Annotated in this window: 16 protein-coding genes; 3 read left to right on the forward strand and 13 right to left on the reverse strand. The window is 68.8% G+C overall.

What is annotated here, in order from left to right:
• Window positions 1-270 precede the first annotated feature (270 nt).
• From PGB34_RS01095 to PGB34_RS01110, 4 genes are all read right to left on the reverse strand, one after another.
• The gene (locus PGB34_RS01095) at window positions 271-1674 is read right to left on the reverse strand and encodes an outer membrane protein assembly factor BamD (RefSeq protein ID WP_271426218.1); all 1404 of its coding nucleotides are present in this window, start codon (window positions 1672-1674) and stop codon (window positions 271-273) included.
• A 103-nt stretch (window positions 1675-1777) separates the two neighbouring features.
• Window positions 1778-2056 (reverse strand): hypothetical protein, encoded by a 279-nt coding sequence (locus PGB34_RS01100; protein ID WP_271426219.1) that lies wholly within the window; start codon window positions 2054-2056, stop codon window positions 1778-1780.
• A gap of 58 nt (window positions 2057-2114) precedes the next feature.
• The gene (locus PGB34_RS01105; protein WP_271426220.1) at window positions 2115-2348 is read right to left on the reverse strand and encodes a hypothetical protein; all 234 of its coding nucleotides are present in this window, start codon (window positions 2346-2348) and stop codon (window positions 2115-2117) included.
• A 250-nt stretch (window positions 2349-2598) separates the two neighbouring features.
• Entirely contained in the window at window positions 2599-3288 is a 690-nt protein-coding gene (locus PGB34_RS01110) for a response regulator transcription factor (RefSeq protein ID WP_271426221.1), read from the reverse strand.
• A 130-nt stretch (window positions 3289-3418) separates the two neighbouring features.
• Between PGB34_RS01110 and gloA the strand changes: the two genes are divergently transcribed.
• Window positions 3419-3850, forward strand: coding sequence for a lactoylglutathione lyase (gloA, locus tag PGB34_RS01115; RefSeq protein WP_271426222.1), 432 nt, complete (start codon window positions 3419-3421; stop codon window positions 3848-3850).
• Window positions 3851-3867: 17 nt separating this feature from the next.
• On the opposite strand, the gene PGB34_RS01120 is transcribed toward gloA, so the two are convergent.
• The 5 genes from PGB34_RS01120 to PGB34_RS01140 all read right to left on the reverse strand — a co-directional run bounded on the left by PGB34_RS01120 (window position 3868) and on the right by PGB34_RS01140 (window position 8330).
• Window positions 3868-4272 carry a nuclear transport factor 2 family protein gene (locus PGB34_RS01120; protein ID WP_271426223.1) on the reverse strand — a complete coding sequence of 135 codons (405 nt, stop codon included), beginning with the start codon at window positions 4270-4272 and terminating at the stop codon, window positions 3868-3870.
• A gap of 3 nt (window positions 4273-4275) precedes the next feature.
• The gene (locus PGB34_RS01125) at window positions 4276-5004 is read right to left on the reverse strand and encodes a haloacid dehalogenase type II (RefSeq protein ID WP_271426224.1); all 729 of its coding nucleotides are present in this window, start codon (window positions 5002-5004) and stop codon (window positions 4276-4278) included.
• 58 nt (window positions 5005-5062) lie between these two features.
• Window positions 5063-5710 (reverse strand): bifunctional 4-hydroxy-2-oxoglutarate aldolase/2-dehydro-3-deoxy-phosphogluconate aldolase, encoded by a 648-nt coding sequence (eda, locus tag PGB34_RS01130; RefSeq protein WP_271426225.1) that lies wholly within the window; start codon window positions 5708-5710, stop codon window positions 5063-5065.
• 40 nt (window positions 5711-5750) lie between these two features.
• Complete coding sequence (gene edd / locus PGB34_RS01135) at window positions 5751-7589, reverse strand: phosphogluconate dehydratase (protein ID WP_271426226.1); 1839 nt, start codon at window positions 7587-7589, stop codon at window positions 5751-5753.
• A gap of 198 nt (window positions 7590-7787) precedes the next feature.
• The gene (locus PGB34_RS01140; protein WP_271426227.1) at window positions 7788-8330 is read right to left on the reverse strand and encodes an OmpA family protein; all 543 of its coding nucleotides are present in this window, start codon (window positions 8328-8330) and stop codon (window positions 7788-7790) included.
• A 90-nt stretch (window positions 8331-8420) separates the two neighbouring features.
• Here PGB34_RS01140 and PGB34_RS01145 point away from each other — a divergent pair, with 90 nt between their 5' ends.
• Window positions 8421-9032 carry a gamma-glutamylcyclotransferase gene (locus tag PGB34_RS01145; protein ID WP_271426228.1) on the forward strand — a complete coding sequence of 204 codons (612 nt, stop codon included), beginning with the start codon at window positions 8421-8423 and terminating at the stop codon, window positions 9030-9032.
• A 132-nt stretch (window positions 9033-9164) separates the two neighbouring features.
• Window positions 9165-9710, forward strand: a complete 546-nt coding sequence (locus tag PGB34_RS01150) for a superoxide dismutase family protein (protein WP_271426229.1) — start codon at window positions 9165-9167, stop codon at window positions 9708-9710.
• Window positions 9711-9752: 42 nt separating this feature from the next.
• Here PGB34_RS01150 and PGB34_RS01155 read toward each other — a convergent pair whose 3' ends face one another.
• The 4 genes from PGB34_RS01155 to PGB34_RS01170 are packed head-to-tail and all read right to left on the reverse strand — an operon-like array spanning window position 9753 to window position 14250.
• A complete protein-coding gene (locus PGB34_RS01155) occupies window positions 9753-10577 on the reverse strand; it encodes a CoxG family protein (protein WP_271426230.1) in 825 nt (274 codons plus the stop codon).
• On the reverse strand, window positions 10567-11049 hold the full coding sequence (locus PGB34_RS01160; RefSeq protein ID WP_271426231.1) for a (2Fe-2S)-binding protein: 483 nt from the start codon (window positions 11047-11049) through the stop codon (window positions 10567-10569). The genes PGB34_RS01155 and PGB34_RS01160 overlap by 11 nt, the downstream gene beginning before the upstream one ends.
• On the reverse strand, window positions 11046-11930 hold the full coding sequence (locus tag PGB34_RS01165; RefSeq protein WP_271426232.1) for an FAD binding domain-containing protein: 885 nt from the start codon (window positions 11928-11930) through the stop codon (window positions 11046-11048). The genes PGB34_RS01160 and PGB34_RS01165 overlap by 4 nt, the downstream gene beginning before the upstream one ends.
• Window positions 11923-14250 carry a xanthine dehydrogenase family protein molybdopterin-binding subunit gene (locus PGB34_RS01170; RefSeq protein WP_271426233.1) on the reverse strand — a complete coding sequence of 776 codons (2328 nt, stop codon included), beginning with the start codon at window positions 14248-14250 and terminating at the stop codon, window positions 11923-11925. Before PGB34_RS01170 ends, PGB34_RS01165 begins: the two co-directional genes overlap by 8 nt.
• Window positions 14251-14306: the final 56 nt, after the last annotated feature.

The following is a 14306-nucleotide window of genomic DNA, read 5'->3' on the forward strand; positions in this document are numbered from 1 at the left end:
CAACAAAAAAGCGCAAGCACCCACATGCACGGCCAGCATCCCTTGCGCCAGATGTTCATGATGACTTGCAGTTTCCCGGGCGTTGAGTTCCTGTGGATGGCGGGATTGTGGGCCACGCGCGGCCGGGTGGATGCGCCAACAACGGCAAGCCGCGGCAATTGCACCGCGCGAGCCGGTGCCGCTTGTATCTTTAAACCAGACCAGCGCGGACGGACCGCACCACAGGTGGCAAGAAGCGGTTCGTCCATCCGGCCCGGGTGATGCCGGTCATCAAGACTGGTCGCAGGTATGCATGTTCGGGCCGGTTTCCTTGGGCCCCATGTTCTTTTCACCGCATGCGGCAAAGTGAACGGCGCCCTTCTGACCGCCCGTGGGGTAGGAGCCTCCTGGCGCAAGGGTCCACATGGCGACGAAACCCCAATTGCCCTTGCTGCATTTGAAGGACACGCCGTCCTCGGTGCACCAGGCAATCTCGATCGCATGGTCGCAGGTATTCAGAAATTCCCGCGATCCGTACTTGTCATATCTGACTTTGACGCACTGGGTGGCATCGGGAACACGTCGAACTCTTGAGCTGTCGGAGCTGCCTTGCGGCCTTTGAACCTGCTGCTGTTGAATGGACGAATATTTCGTGTTGGCAGATGCACCAGCGCCGGACTGCCCCTGCGCTTGCGTGGGCACGGCCTGGTGGGCAGCGCCACCCGCCTGGATTGCCGGCGCCCGGCCTCTTCGCGCCGCGTTGCGCGCATCGCATTGAGACTTGTAGGGCTCGCTCAGGGGGCAGACTTCGCTGGCCTCGGAAGCTGCGGAGGAAGCCGCTGGCCTGGACTGAGTGGATGGGGTGGAATTCGCGCCCGCATAGATCGCCCCCGCGCCAGCAATTGCGCCAAGAATGGCAGGGGCCGCCCTGGCTATTCTCTGAGCGGCGGCATGATCCTCTTCGGATTCCTTGATGTACTGACTGTGAACTTCTACGTTGGTGGCTTCCGTCTTTCTTTGTTCACTCAAATACTTCAAACACCAGGAGTTTTTCTGGTTTTGGCAATTCTGGATCTGCCTGTCGATGAATGAAATGGAAGCAATCGCGGCGGCTCTCATCTCCCTGTGATATTGACGGGATCCTGCGGCCGTACCCACGTCATATCTGGACTGATCGACAGTGCGCCCGTAGATCTTGATTCTTTCGTTGTCGATGAGATCGGCCATCTCCTTGTTGCGCGCCATCTGCCTGGCAACATCCTGGCCTTGCCCGAACGGATTTTCACGGCCCGCAGCCTTGTAGGCAACGGCTGCCGCATCTTTCAGGTTGTAGTCGGTGCATATGTATGTCTGCTCCAAGGCGCTGAAAGGAGTTTTCCTGTCCGGCTGGCAGGCCAGCTCAAAATGGCTGATGACTTCTTCTGCGCGCCCGGCGTCGATCAGGCATTTTGGGAATCCATAAACCGAGGTGGTCGCAGCCCTGGCAATGTAGTAGGGTTGATCGGTGAATTCTTTTCTTATTTCGTCATAGATCTTGATTGCGTCAGCGCATTTGCCGCTGGAAGCCAGTTTTTCTATCTTGTCGACCTCCCTGGATGCCTGGAAATAGCGAGGGGATGTGGAACAGGCACCAAGGACCAAAAAACAGCCAAGCGCCAGGGCTGCTCTGAATGATTTCTTCAATTCCTTCATCATTGCTCCTTTCATGGCAGGGCTCTCACCCGGGCCCGGCTCTCACTGTCGATCAGGGCGGAGCCGGCCCACGCCCCAAGAGCCACGGGCCGGGCTCCCCGCCCCTTCAGCGCATGTTCCCCCTGTTGTACTGATCGAGCCCGCGCTGGAAGGCTGTCTTGCCGTTGTACGACTGGTCGTTCTCGCGGAAGTACCTGGCCGCCGTCTCGAACTCCTTGGCGCACTGCACATAGTGGTTGGCGGACGGCACGCGGGCTTTCTGCGCCTCGTGCGCCGCGGTCTCACACTTGCGCTTGTTGTCCATCGCCGTCGTCCAGTTGCTGGCCACCGCCTGCGAAGAAGCCACTGCCAGAAGAAGAAAAACGAAAGAAGCTGGTCTGGTCATGGGGATGCCTTTCGGATCGATTGAGGGGGTCGACGCACGGATGGGGGCTGCCGGTCTCTCAGCGCTCGCGCTTGCCGGCGTTGATGTCCCTGAAGCATTGCTGCAGCTTTGCCGCGGCAGCCGCCCTCTCCTCGTTCTTGCATTCGGCGATGTCGTTGGCTGCGCGCCATTTCCTGTGGCAGCTTTCGCCGGCAATGTCATAGGCCCGGCGCTCCGGTTCGCATTGCGCAAACGCAAACGAAGACCAGACCACGCCAAGCAGTGCCACGCAAGAGATCTTCTTCATGTCCATGTGAGCTCCTCGTTCAGTGATTTTTCTCGGGCCGTCCTGGCAGACGCTGCGGCCCGGACAAGAGCGACGGACGACATCGGCCTTCCCTTGCCTGGGGCCGCCGCTCTCGATAAAAATTTTTTCAGAACGGCCGGCCGCCGCCATCCCTTGTTTGCGTGCCGGGGGTACCGCGTTCGCGGGATGGCCGTCGGGGGCGGGCTTTGCTAGCGCGCACCCCAAGGCGGCGGTCATGCGCCGTCGGCAGGTGCCTCTACAGCAGGCCCAGTTGGCCTGCCTCGTACACGGCTTCGCCGCGCGAGTGCACTGCCAGCTTCTGGTAGATGCGCTTGATGTGGGTCTTGACCGTGTGGCCGGAGATGCCCAGCACCTCCCCCACTTCCTTGAAGCTCAGGCCCTTGGAAGTCAGCCGCAGGATCTCGGTCTCGCGCTCCGACAGCAGCGATGAGGGAGGCGGGACGGCGGCGGCGGGCCTGGCCGGCGCAAGGGCTTCGGCGGGCGCAACGGTTTCGGCGGGCGCGCCCTCCGTGCGGATGCGCTGAAGGATCCGCCGCGCAATCGCCGGGCTGATGGGCGAGCCGCCCTCGCGCACCTCCTGAATGGCGGCCACCAGTTGCTGGGGCAGCGCGTCCTTGAGCAGGTAGCCGGTGGCGCCGGCCGCGATGCAGTCGGTGACGTTGGCGTCGTCGCCGAACATGGTGACCACGATCACGTCGCACTGCGGGTAGCGGGCCACCGCGTGCCGGATCACCTGCGAGCCATGCCCGTCGGGCAGCCCCAGGTCGATGAGCACCACGTCCACGGGGGTGGCGTCCAGCAGCGCGCGCGCCGCCGCCACGGTAGAGACTGCACCGCACAGCGCAAAGCCCGGCTCCGCCAGCACGGCGTCGGTGAACCGCCGCAGCAGGGCCGGCTCATCCTCGACGATCAGGACATGGGTCATGGCTGTCTTGCCTTGCCAAAGGCCCATTGTGGCTCCAGGCCGAAGGGCCAAGGTACCGCGAACAAGGTATTGCCGCGCATCGGGATGGACAATGCGGGATCTTCTCCCGAGCCCCACGAAAGAACGGACCATGCGACTTCTACACACCATGCTGCGCGTCGGCAACCTGCAGCGCTCCATCGACTTCTACACCCAGGTGCTGGGCATGAACCTGCTGCGAACCAGCGAGAACCCCGAATACAAGTACAGCCTGGCCTTCCTGGGCTTTGGCAAGGGCAACCCCGATCAGGCCGAGATCGAGCTGACCTACAACTGGGGCACCGAAAGCTACGAGCTGGGCACCGCCTACGGCCACATCGCGCTGGGCGTGCCCGACGCCTATGCGGCCTGCGAGAAGATCAAGGCCGCCGGCGGCAACGTCACGCGCGAGGCCGGCCCCGTCAAGGGCGGCAGCACCGTCATCGCCTTCGTGACGGACCCTGATGGCTACAAGATCGAATTGATCCAACGCACCGAAGCGGCCAAAGGCACGGGCGAAGACCCGCTGCGCGCGGCGGCCTGATCGGCCAGGGCCGCAGCCTACGGCTGCACCACCGTCCCCTGATGGAACACCGCCAGCCAGCCTTGCGCCGAGTGTTTCCACAAGGTGCTGCGCAAGGTGGTGCGGCCGGGCTGGTCGAGTGTGTAGACCAGCAGGCAGTGCCCGGGGCCCAGTCGCTGCAGGCGCGCGTCGCGCACCTGCCAGCCGGCGCGCGCGGGCGCGCTGCCGCGCTCTGACAGCACCTTGAGGCAGAAGGCGCGCGTGTAGGGCCGGCCCGAAGCGCCGATCTCCCAGAACTCGGGCGCCACCACCTGTTCGAAGGCGGCGGGCGTGGCATTGGGGCTGGCGGCGTGGTAGAGGTCTTCGCGCCGGCACAGCTCAGTCAGCAGCAGCGCGGCGGCGGCCTCGTCATCACCCTCCAGCGGCTGATCGCGCATCGTCATCGCTCAGCAGCCCAGCAGGTCGGCCAGCGCGTGGATGTCGCGCGCATGCAAATCGTTGCCGGGCTGCGGCGACACGTCCTTGGGCTTGTGCGTGCCGAACTCGTGCGGGCGTTCGATGTAGGCGGTGGCCAGGCCGCAGACGCGCGCGGCGGCCAGGTCGTCGTGGTGCGCGGCCGCCAGCATCACCTGACTGGGCGCCACGTCGAAGACCGCGGCCACGCCCAGGTAGGTGCGCGGGTCGGGCTTGTAGGCCTTGAAGACCTCGGCCGAGAGCACGCAGTCCCAGGGCAGGCCGGCGTGTTTGGCCATGGCCGTCAGCAGGCCCAGGTTGCCGTTGGACAGGCTGCAGACGGTGTAGCGGCGCTTGAGGCGCATCAGGCCCTGCACGGCGTCAGGCCAGGCCGGCAGCCGATGCCAGGCGCGGTTGAGTTCGCGCCGCGCGGCGTCGTTGAGGCCGCGCACGCCAAAGTCCTGCAGCACCTGATCGAGGATGCCCAGGTGCAGTTCGTCGAGCAGGGTGAAGCCGCCCTCGCCCGCGGCCATGCGCGCCATCACATGCTGCATGGCCGGCTGGTAGCCGGCGCGCCAGGCCAGCGCGAAGGCTTGCGCATCCACGCCGGGCAGGCGCTGCGCCACCTCGGCGGCAATGCCGCCGTGCCAGTCCACCACCGTGCCGAAGACGTCGAAGGCGATGACCTTCAGCGCCGAGGGATCGAAATCGGGATCAGCCATCGCGGTCAGGGCCTCGTCGCTTCGCGCCGCGCGGTGCCTGGGCCCTGGGACGCCGGCCTCAACGGCGCAGCTGGCTGGCCTCGCGTGCCAGCACTTCGATGCGCGCCCAGTCCTTGGCCGCGATGGCCTCGGTGGGCACGATCCAGGAGCCGCCCACGCAGGCCACGTTGGGCAGCGCGAGGAACTCCTCGGCATTGCCGGCATGCACGCCGCCCGTGGGACAGAACTTGACGTCGTTGAAGGGGCCGCCCCAGGCGCGCAGCATGTTGATGCCGCCGGCCTGCACCGCGGGGAAGAACTTCAGTTCGGTGTAGCCGTCTTCCTGGGCCAGCATGATTTCACTGCCCGTGGCCACGCCCGGCAGCAGCGGCAGGCCCAGGTCGTGGCAGGCCTTGCCCACGGAGCGCGTGTAGCCCGGGCTCACGCCGAAGCGCGCCCCCGCCAGCGCCGAGGCCTGGGCATCGGCCGCGCTGCGGATGGTGCCGGCGCCGGCCACGGCCTCGGGCACTTCCTTGGCGATGGCCTCGATGCATTCCAGCGCCTCGCGCGTGCGCAGCGTCACTTCGAGCATGCGGATGCCGCCGGCCACCAGCGCGCGCGCCAGCGGCACGGCATCTCTCACGTCATGCAGCACGATGACGGGGATGACGGGCGCATCGCGCATCACGTCCAGCGCGGTCAGGGGTGTGGCGGCATCGGTGGTCATGTCAGGGGCTTTCAGGAAAGAAGAGGGAAGAGAAGAAAGGTCAGAGCCAGGTGCACGCGCCCTCTTCGGCCGCGCGCGCATTGCGGCGCATGCCGGCGAAAAGCTCGCGTCCCAGGCCATGGCCATCGGCCAGGCGCTGTTCGGCCGACATGGTATCGGCGGTGCGCGTGGCCCACTCGGCCTCGGGTACCAGCACGGCCAGCGTGCCGGCCACGGCGTCCAGGCGGATCAGGTCGCCATCGCGCACCTTGGCCAGCGGGCCGCCGGCCGCGGCTTCGGGCGAGACGTGGATGGCCGCAGGCACCTTGCCCGAGGCGCCGCTCATGCGCCCGTCGGTCACCAGCGCCACCTTGAAGCCCTTGCCCTGCAGCACCGACAGCGGCGGCGTGAGCTTGTGCAGCTCGGGCATGCCGTTGGCCTGCGGGCCCTGCCAGCGCACCACACAGACCACGTCGCGGTCCAGCTCGCCGGCCGCGAAGGCTTTTTGCAGCTCGCCCTGCGAATCGAACACGCGCGCGGGCGCCTCCACCACATGGCGGTCGTCGGGCACCGACGACACCTTGATCACGCTGCGGCCCAGGTTGCCCTGCAGCAGCTTCAGGCCACCAGTGGCGCTGAAGGGGTTGGCAGCCGGGCGGGCCACGGCCTCGTTCTTCGAGGGCGCGGCGCTTTCCCAGTGCAGCACGCCTTCGGCCGAGGGCTCGCCGCGCATGTGGGGAATGTTGGCGTATTCGGCAATGCCGCCCGCGCGCACGGTGAGCACATCGGCATGCATCAGGCCCGCGCCCAGCAGCTCGCCGATCACGAAGCCCGGGCCGCCCGCGGCCTGGAACTCGTTCACGTCGGCGCTGCCGTTGGGATACACGCGCGTGAGCAGCGGCACCACGTCCGAAAGCTCGGAGAAATCGTTCCAGTCGATCAGGATCCCGGCCGCGCGCGCCACGGCCACCCAGTGGATGAGGTGATTGGTGGAGCCGCCCGTGGCCAGCAGCGCGACCATGGCGTTGACGATGCAGCGCTCATCGACCACCTCGCCGATCGCAGGCACGTCGAAAGGCTGCGCAGCGGCCTTGCCCAGCACCGTGCGCACGGCCTCGCGCGTGAGCGCCTCGCGCATCGAATCGCCGGGCTGGATGAAGGCCGTGCCCGGCACATGCAGGCCCATGGCCTCGAGCAGCATCTGGTTGCTGTTGGCCGTGCCGTAGAAGGTGCAGGTGCCCTGGTCGTGGTAGGCCGCCATCTCGGCCTTCATCAGGCCGTCGCGCCCCACCAGGCCCTGCGCGGCCTGCTCGCGCACCTTGGCCTTGGCGCTGTTGGACAGGCCCGAGGGCATGGGCCCGGCCGGCACGAAGACCATGGGCAGATGGCCGAACTGCAGCGCGCCGATCAGCAGGCCCGGCACGATCTTGTCGCACACGCCCAGCATCAGCGCGGCATCGAACATGTCGTGCGTGAGCGCCACGGCCGTGCCCATGGCGATCACGTCGCGGCTGAACAGGCTCAGTTCCATGCCGGGCGTGCCCTGGGTCACGCCGTCGCACATGGCAGGCACGCCGCCGGCCACCTGCGCCGTGGCGCCCAGGCGCCGGGCTTCGTGCTTGATGAGGTCGGGGTAGTGCTGGAAGGGCGCGTGGGCCGACAGCATGTCGTTGTACGCCGTGACCACACCGATGTTGGGTGCGCGCTCGGCCACGATGCGCAGCTTGTCGTTGCCGGGCACGCCGGCCACGGCATGCGCCACGTTGGCGCAGCCCATGCGGTCGGAGCCGCGGTCGCGCTGGCGCATCTGCGCGATCTGCGCCAGATAGGCGGCGCGCAGGTCCTGGCTGCGGGCGCGGATGCGCTCGGTGACTTGGGTGACGATGGGATGTGTGCTCATGGTGGGGGGTGCTGCTGTGCGCCGTGCTTGCCGCCGATGGCCGCCACCGGCTGCGGATATCCGCCAATCATCGTACCAAGCCGCGAGGTCGCTCCGGCCTGCACCGCCATGCCTGCGTCCATCGCGCGGGCTTGATCGGCCAAAAAGCACACAGGGCGCCGTGGCGCCCTGTGGTGTCTCATCGGGGCCGCAGCCCTTTCAGTCGACCAGCCGCACCTCGACGCGGCGTGCCTGCGCGTTGTTGCCGCTGCCCGTAGTTTCGGACGGCTTTTCGAGGTGGATCTTCTCGGCCGGCACGGCCAGGCCGATCAGCACGTCGCGCACGGTCTGGGCGCGGGTCTTGGCCAGCTGCTCGTTGATCGCCCGGTCGCCCGTGCTGTCATGAAAACCCGAGATGCGCGCCTGGCGGCCCGCTTCCACGCCCTGGATCACCAGTGCCAGCGCCTCGGCCGCGCCGGGGGCGATGTCCACGCTGCCGGTGGCGAAGTAGAAGTTCACCACGCCCTGCCCGACCTGGACGCTGGCGCCCTCGGGCACCACGGCCACCGCCGTTTCGGTGACCACCGCGACGGAGGTGGCCGGCACGGCGGGCGCCGCGGCGGCCTGCGGCGCATCGGGCGCGGCCAGGACCGTCTTGTAGACCACCACACCGATCACGGTGCTCAGCAGCAGGCCAATGAGGATGAACAGGAAGCCCAGGGCAAAGCGTTGCTGGGAGTCGTCGTCGGAATAGGCGGACATGGGACGGGCTCCAGAAAGGAGCTGGGTTGGTTGAATAATGGGCGGGTGAGCCATAACCCAGGAATTCTAGGCGGCGATCCTTGCGCCCCCGTGTCAGCACAAGCCCTGCCGCCGCCGCTGCGCGACCCGGCGCCCTTGCTGGAGCGCACCATCGCCGAGTGGGGCGGGCATGAAGACCTGTGGCTGTTCGGCTACGGCTCGCTGATCTGGCGCCCCGACTTCGAGTTCGCCGAGCGCCGTGCGGCCCAGGTGCTGGGCTGGCACCGCGCGCTCAAGATGTGGAGCCGCGTCAACCGCGGCAGCCCCGAGGTGCCGGGCCTGGTCTTCGGCCTGCTCTCGGGCGGCAGCTGCCGCGGCGTGGTGTTCCGCATCCCGGCTTCGGCCGGGCTCGAAACCCTGGGCCGGCTGTGGCTGCGCGAGATGCCCACCGGCGTGTACGACCCGCGCTGGCTGCACTGCGTGACGCCGGGCGGGCCGGTGCGCGCGCTGGCCTTCACGCTGTCGCGCAAGAGCCCCAACTTCACCGGCACGCTCAGCGACGCGCGCTACCGCGAGATCTTCGCCACCGCCACGGGCCGCTACGGCAGCTCGCTGGACTACGCGCGCCAGACCTTCGAGGAACTGCAGCGCCACGGCATCCACGACGCCGCCCTGGCCCGGCTGATGCGCCTGGCCGCCCTGCGCGATGTAGACCCGCGCTGACAGGCCGGCACCGGCCGGCGCTGCTATACCCTTGCACGGCCTTTGCTGTTTTCCGTTTTCCATCCGCGGCCACGGGCCGAGCCGTGCCGACAGGCGCCGGCCCCGCCGCTTCCAACCTTGCCGGAGTTCCACATGACACCTTCTTCCCGCCTGCATGCCCTCGTCGCGCTGAGCGCGGCTGCCGTTCTGGCCACCGGCTGCGCCGCCATGGGCGGCGGCAAGGCACGCGCCAGCGCTGCACTCACGCCAACGGCCGCGCAGCCGGGCATGACCGTGACCGGCGCCGTGCGCCTGACGGCCCTGGACCACGGCGTGCGCGTGGAAGGCGAGGTCAAGGGCCTCAAGCCGGGCCAGGAGCACGGCTTCCACATCCACGAAAAGGGCGACTGCGGCAACAACGCCAACAACTCGGGCGGCCACTTCAACCCCGGCGGCGGCACGCACGGCATGTTCGGATCGCCGGGCACGCATGCGGGCGAGCTGCCCAGCCTGGTGGCCGACGCCCAGGGCAACGCGCGCTTCCGCGTCGACGTGCATTCGATCTCGCTGACCGACGGTGCGGCCAACAACGTGGTGGGCCGCGCGCTGGTGGTGCACCGCGACCGCGACGACTACACCTCGCAGCCGGCCGGCAACTCGGGCCCGCGCGTGGCCTGCGCCATCATCCAGCGCAGCTGAGCCGCGCCGCAGTGACGGCCCCGGCAACGGGCCGTCACGTCCTCACTTCACCAGTTCGCGCAGCCAGTCGCGGCACTGGTCGGCCGCTTCCACGGGCCATTCCACGCTCACGGTGCGATCCATCTGCCGCACTTCGATGCGGATGCTGCGCCCCGAGGCCGAAGCCTGCACGCCCGGGCGCAGCGCGCGCCCGCCGAGCAGGCGCGACCAGAAGCCGCCCTCGTCCGCTGGCGCCGCCGTTGCTGGCGCTGGGCTGTGTGTGACGGGCGCGGCACGACTGAGCGCGGGTGCAGCCGCGGGTTGAGGCTGCGCCGGCGGCAGTTGCGCGGCGGGTGCGGCCGCCGCGGGCCGGTCGGCCTTCACCGGCGCGCCGGCCGCAGGCGCCACGACGGGCGATGCCACGACCGGCGCGGGCAGCCCGCCCGCCTCGATCCTGGCCTTGAGATTGGCGCCGAACTCCTCCCACAGCCGGTCGGCCTTGGTCTTCATCACGCTCAGGCCGAAGGTGCCCAGGCGGCCCAGCAGGTCGACGCTGACCTTGATGCGCAGCTCGGTCCCGCCTTCGGGCGTGGGGCTGAGGAACACCTCGCTGCGCTGCTTGAGCGAGCTGGCCACGGAGGCGTCCTCGCCCGTGCCTTCGGCGCACAGGTATTCGGGCGCGCGCTGCTCGGTGATGTGCGTGCGCAGCTTGAACTTGGCGCTGATGAAGGAAATCTTCTGGTGCATCAGCGCCACGTATTCGGTGGGGCTGATCACGTCGATGGACTTCATGCCGGGCACGGCGCCGGCCATCACCTGCGGGTCCAGCAGCAGGGCCCACACCTGTTCGCGCGGTGCCGAGACGGTCAGGGTCTTTTCAATTTCCATGGGGGTTCATCTCCTTGGCGGCATGCAGCACCGATTCGACGATCTGCGTGTAGCCGGTGCAGCGGCACAGGTTGCCCGAGAGGCCGTGACGCACTTCGTCGCAGCTCGGGCTGGGGTTGTTCTTGAGCAGGTCGCACGAGGCCATGATGAAGCCCGGCGTGCAGTAGCCGCATTGCAGGCCGCCGCATTGCATGAAGTTCTTCTGCAGCGGGTGCAGCTCTTCGCCCTGCGCCAGACCCTCGATGGTGGTGATGGCGCGGCCGTCCACCTGCACGGCCAGCATGAGGCAGGACTTGACCACCTCGCCGTCCAGCAGCACCGAGCAGGCGCCGCAGATGCCGGTCTCGCAGCCGCGCTTGGTGCCCGTGAGGTGCACGTCGTCGCGCAGGAAGTCCGACAGCAGCCGGCGCGACGGCACCTCCAGGCTGTGCGCCTCACCATTGACCGTGCATTCGATGCGATGCGTGCTCATGTCTTGCTCATCCCTTCGTCGATGGACAGGCCGAACAGTTCGGCCACCGTGCGGCGCGTGGCGGCGCGCACCATCTCGCGCCGGTAGTCGGCGTTGCCGCGCAGGTCGGACACCGGCTCGATGTCCTGCGCCACGATGTCGGCCACTTCTGCGGCCACCGCGGGCGTGACGGTGCGGCCCTCGAGGAAGGCCTCGGCCCGCCGCATGCGCGCCGGAATGGGCACCGACGCCCCGATGGCGATGCGCGCCTGGCGGCACAGCGCGCCTTCGCGCCGGGCCACGAAGGCCACGCTGGCCAGCGGCCGGTGCTCGGCCGCGGTGCGCAGGAAGCGCGTGTACACGCCTTCGGTGCCGGCGGCCAGCGGCGGCACGCGCACCTCGAGCACGATCTCGTCGGGCGCGAGCGCCGTCACGTAGTAGTCGACCAGGAACTCTTCGATGGACAGCACGCGCTCACCGCGCGCGCTGCCCAGCACCAGCTGCGCATCCAGCGCCATCAGGCAGCCCGGCGGGTCGGTGGACGGATCGGCATAGCAGAGGTTGCCGCCCAGGGTGCCCTGGTTGCGCACCTGCGGGTTGGCCACGCGCGCGGCCATGCTGGCCAGCACGGGCGCGTGCTGCTGCACCAGCGGCGAGCGCGCCACATCGCTGTGCCGCTCCAGCGCGCCGATGCGCAGGCCCAGCTGCGGATCGAAGCGGATGCCGCGCAGCGCTTCGATCCTCGCCACCGACACGAGGTGCGTCGGCGCCAGCATGCGCTGGCGCATGGCCAGCATCAGCGCGGTGCCGCCGGCGATCACGCGCGCGTCCTCGCCCAGTTCGGCCAGCAGGCGACTGGCCTCTTCCACCGAGCGGGGCTCCAGATAGTCGAACTCACGCATCGCGCGCCTCCTCTTGCTTCCTGGCGCGCAGCGCCGCCAGCACCTTCTCGGGCGTGATGGGCAGGTCGCGGATGCGGATGCCCACCGCGTCTTCCACCGCATTGGCAATGGCCGGCGCGCCGGGCAGGATGGCCGTCTCGCTAGCGCCCTTGGCGCCATAGGGGCCGTTGGGGTCCATGCTCTCGACGAAGCCGCCGCGCAGCATGGGCACGGCGTCGGCGGTGGCCATGGTGTAGTCGGCGAAGTTGCCGTTGGCCAGGCGGCCGCTCTCGTCGTAGTGCAACTGCTCGTACAGCGCCCAGCCGAAGGCCTGCACGGTGGCGCCGTTGGTCTGGCCGTGGATGGCGATGGGGTTGAGCGCCTTGCCGCAGTCGTCGGCCACGTAGCTGTCGAGCACCGTCACGCGGCCGGTCTCGGTGTCCACCTCCACCTCCACCGCCTGCGCGGCATAGGAATAGGCGGCGGCGATGTTGCCGAAGAGTGCGTCGTCGTGCATCACGGTCTTGGGGTCCCAGCGGCCCTCGACCTGGATGCCGCCGCCGTCGTGGCGCCAGACCGACTGGCGTGCCAGCTCGGCCAGCGTGGCGCGCTGCTCGGGCTGCGCCGTGACGAAGACCGCGCCGCCGCCAATCGACAGCGCCTCGGGCGCCACGCCCCAGCGCGGAGCGGCCAGTGCGAACAGGGCCTCGCGCGCCTTGCGCCCGGCCACGATGGCCGCGTTGCCGGCCGACATGGTCACGCGCGAGGCCAGCGTGCCCACGGCCACGGGCGCCACGTCGGTGTCGGGCGGCACCACGAACACATGCGCCAGTGGCAGCGCCAGCTCATGCGCCACGATCTGGCTGATCATGGTGCTGGCGCCCTGCCCCATGTCGCATTCGCCGCTGATGATGAAGACGCGGCCGTCCTCGTTGATCTTGACGATCACGGTGGAGCCGTCCCAGTTGCCGATGGTGCGGTTGCCGCTCACGTGCATGGCCGCGGCCATGCCCACGCCGCGGCGCTTGACGCCGGTGTCCTTGGGGCGCAACCGCTTCTCGGCCCAGCCGATGGCCTCGGTCGCCTGCTGCAGGCATTCGACCAGGCCCGTGCTGCCGATCTGCCAGCCGTGCACCGACACCTCGCCCGCCCTGAGCGCATTGCGCTCGTGCACCAGCACCGGATCCAGCCCCAGCTGCTGCGCCATGGTGTGGATGTGGCTGTTGAGCGCGAACTGCATCTGCGTGCCGCCGAAGCCGCGGAAGGCGCCGCGCGGCGGGTTGTTGGTGTAGTACAGCGTCGCGTGCGAACGCACGTTGGGGTTGCGGTGCATGTTGTCGCTGCGCATGGCGCTCACGTGCATCACGTCGCCGGCCAGCCCCGCATAGGCGCCGCACTCGGCAACGATGCGCACCTCCTTGGCCACGATCAGGCCGTCGCGGTCCATGCCCAGCTTGAGCGTGATGCGCTCGGGCACGCTGGCGCAGCAGGCCTGGAAGTCCTCCAGGCGGCTGTTGACCAGCCGCACGGGCCGCATCGTCTTGAGCGCCAGCAGGCCCGCGACGAGCTGGTTGTCGTCTTCCACGATCTTGCCGCCGAAGCCGCCGCCCGTGGTGGCCTGCACCACGCGCACGCGCGACACGGGCAGGCCCAGCGTGGCTGCCACCTGCATGCGCACCAGGTTCACGGCCTGGGTCGATGTCCACAGCACCAGGCGGCCGTCGGGGTCCGGTGCGGCCACGGTGGCCATGGGCTCCATGTAGCCGGGGTACTGCGAGTGGGTGGTGTAGGTGGCTTCGTGGATGAGGTGCGCGGCGGCAAAGCCCGCCTCCACGTCGCCGCGCGCGAACTCGATCTCGTGGCCGATGTTGTTGGCACGGCCCGGGTGGACGGGCGGCGCCTCCTCGTCCATGGCCTCCTCCACGCTCAGGATGGCGGGCAGCTCTTCGTACTCGACCTGGATCAGGTCCAGCGCGTCGCGCGCGATCTCTTCGCTGACGGCCGCCACGGCCGCCACTTCCTCGCCGCAGAAGCGCACCACGCCCTTGGCGAGCACGGCGCGTTCCTTGTGGTGCACGCCCCAGAGCTGGGCCGGCGCGTCCTCGCCGGTGAGCACCGCCTTGACGCCCGGCAGGGCGCGCGCGGCCGTGGTGTCGATGGAAACGATGCGCGCATGCGCATAGGGGCTGCGCAGCACCTTGCCGTGCAGCATGCCGGCCACCTTGAGGTCGCCGGCGTACAGGGCGCGGCCCAGCACCTTGGCGCGCGCCGTGACCTGCGGAATCTCCACGCCCAGCGTGGAGCTGCCGGGTGCGATGGAGCTGTCGTGGGTTTGTGTCATGCGAATCTCTTGCTGGCGCAAAGCGGCCGGGGTGCAGCAGCCCTCACGGGGCCGCC

The sequence above is a fragment of the Xenophilus arseniciresistens genome, from assembly GCF_028023875.1.
Taxonomy (GTDB): domain Bacteria; phylum Pseudomonadota; class Gammaproteobacteria; order Burkholderiales; family Burkholderiaceae_C; genus Xenophilus; species Xenophilus arseniciresistens.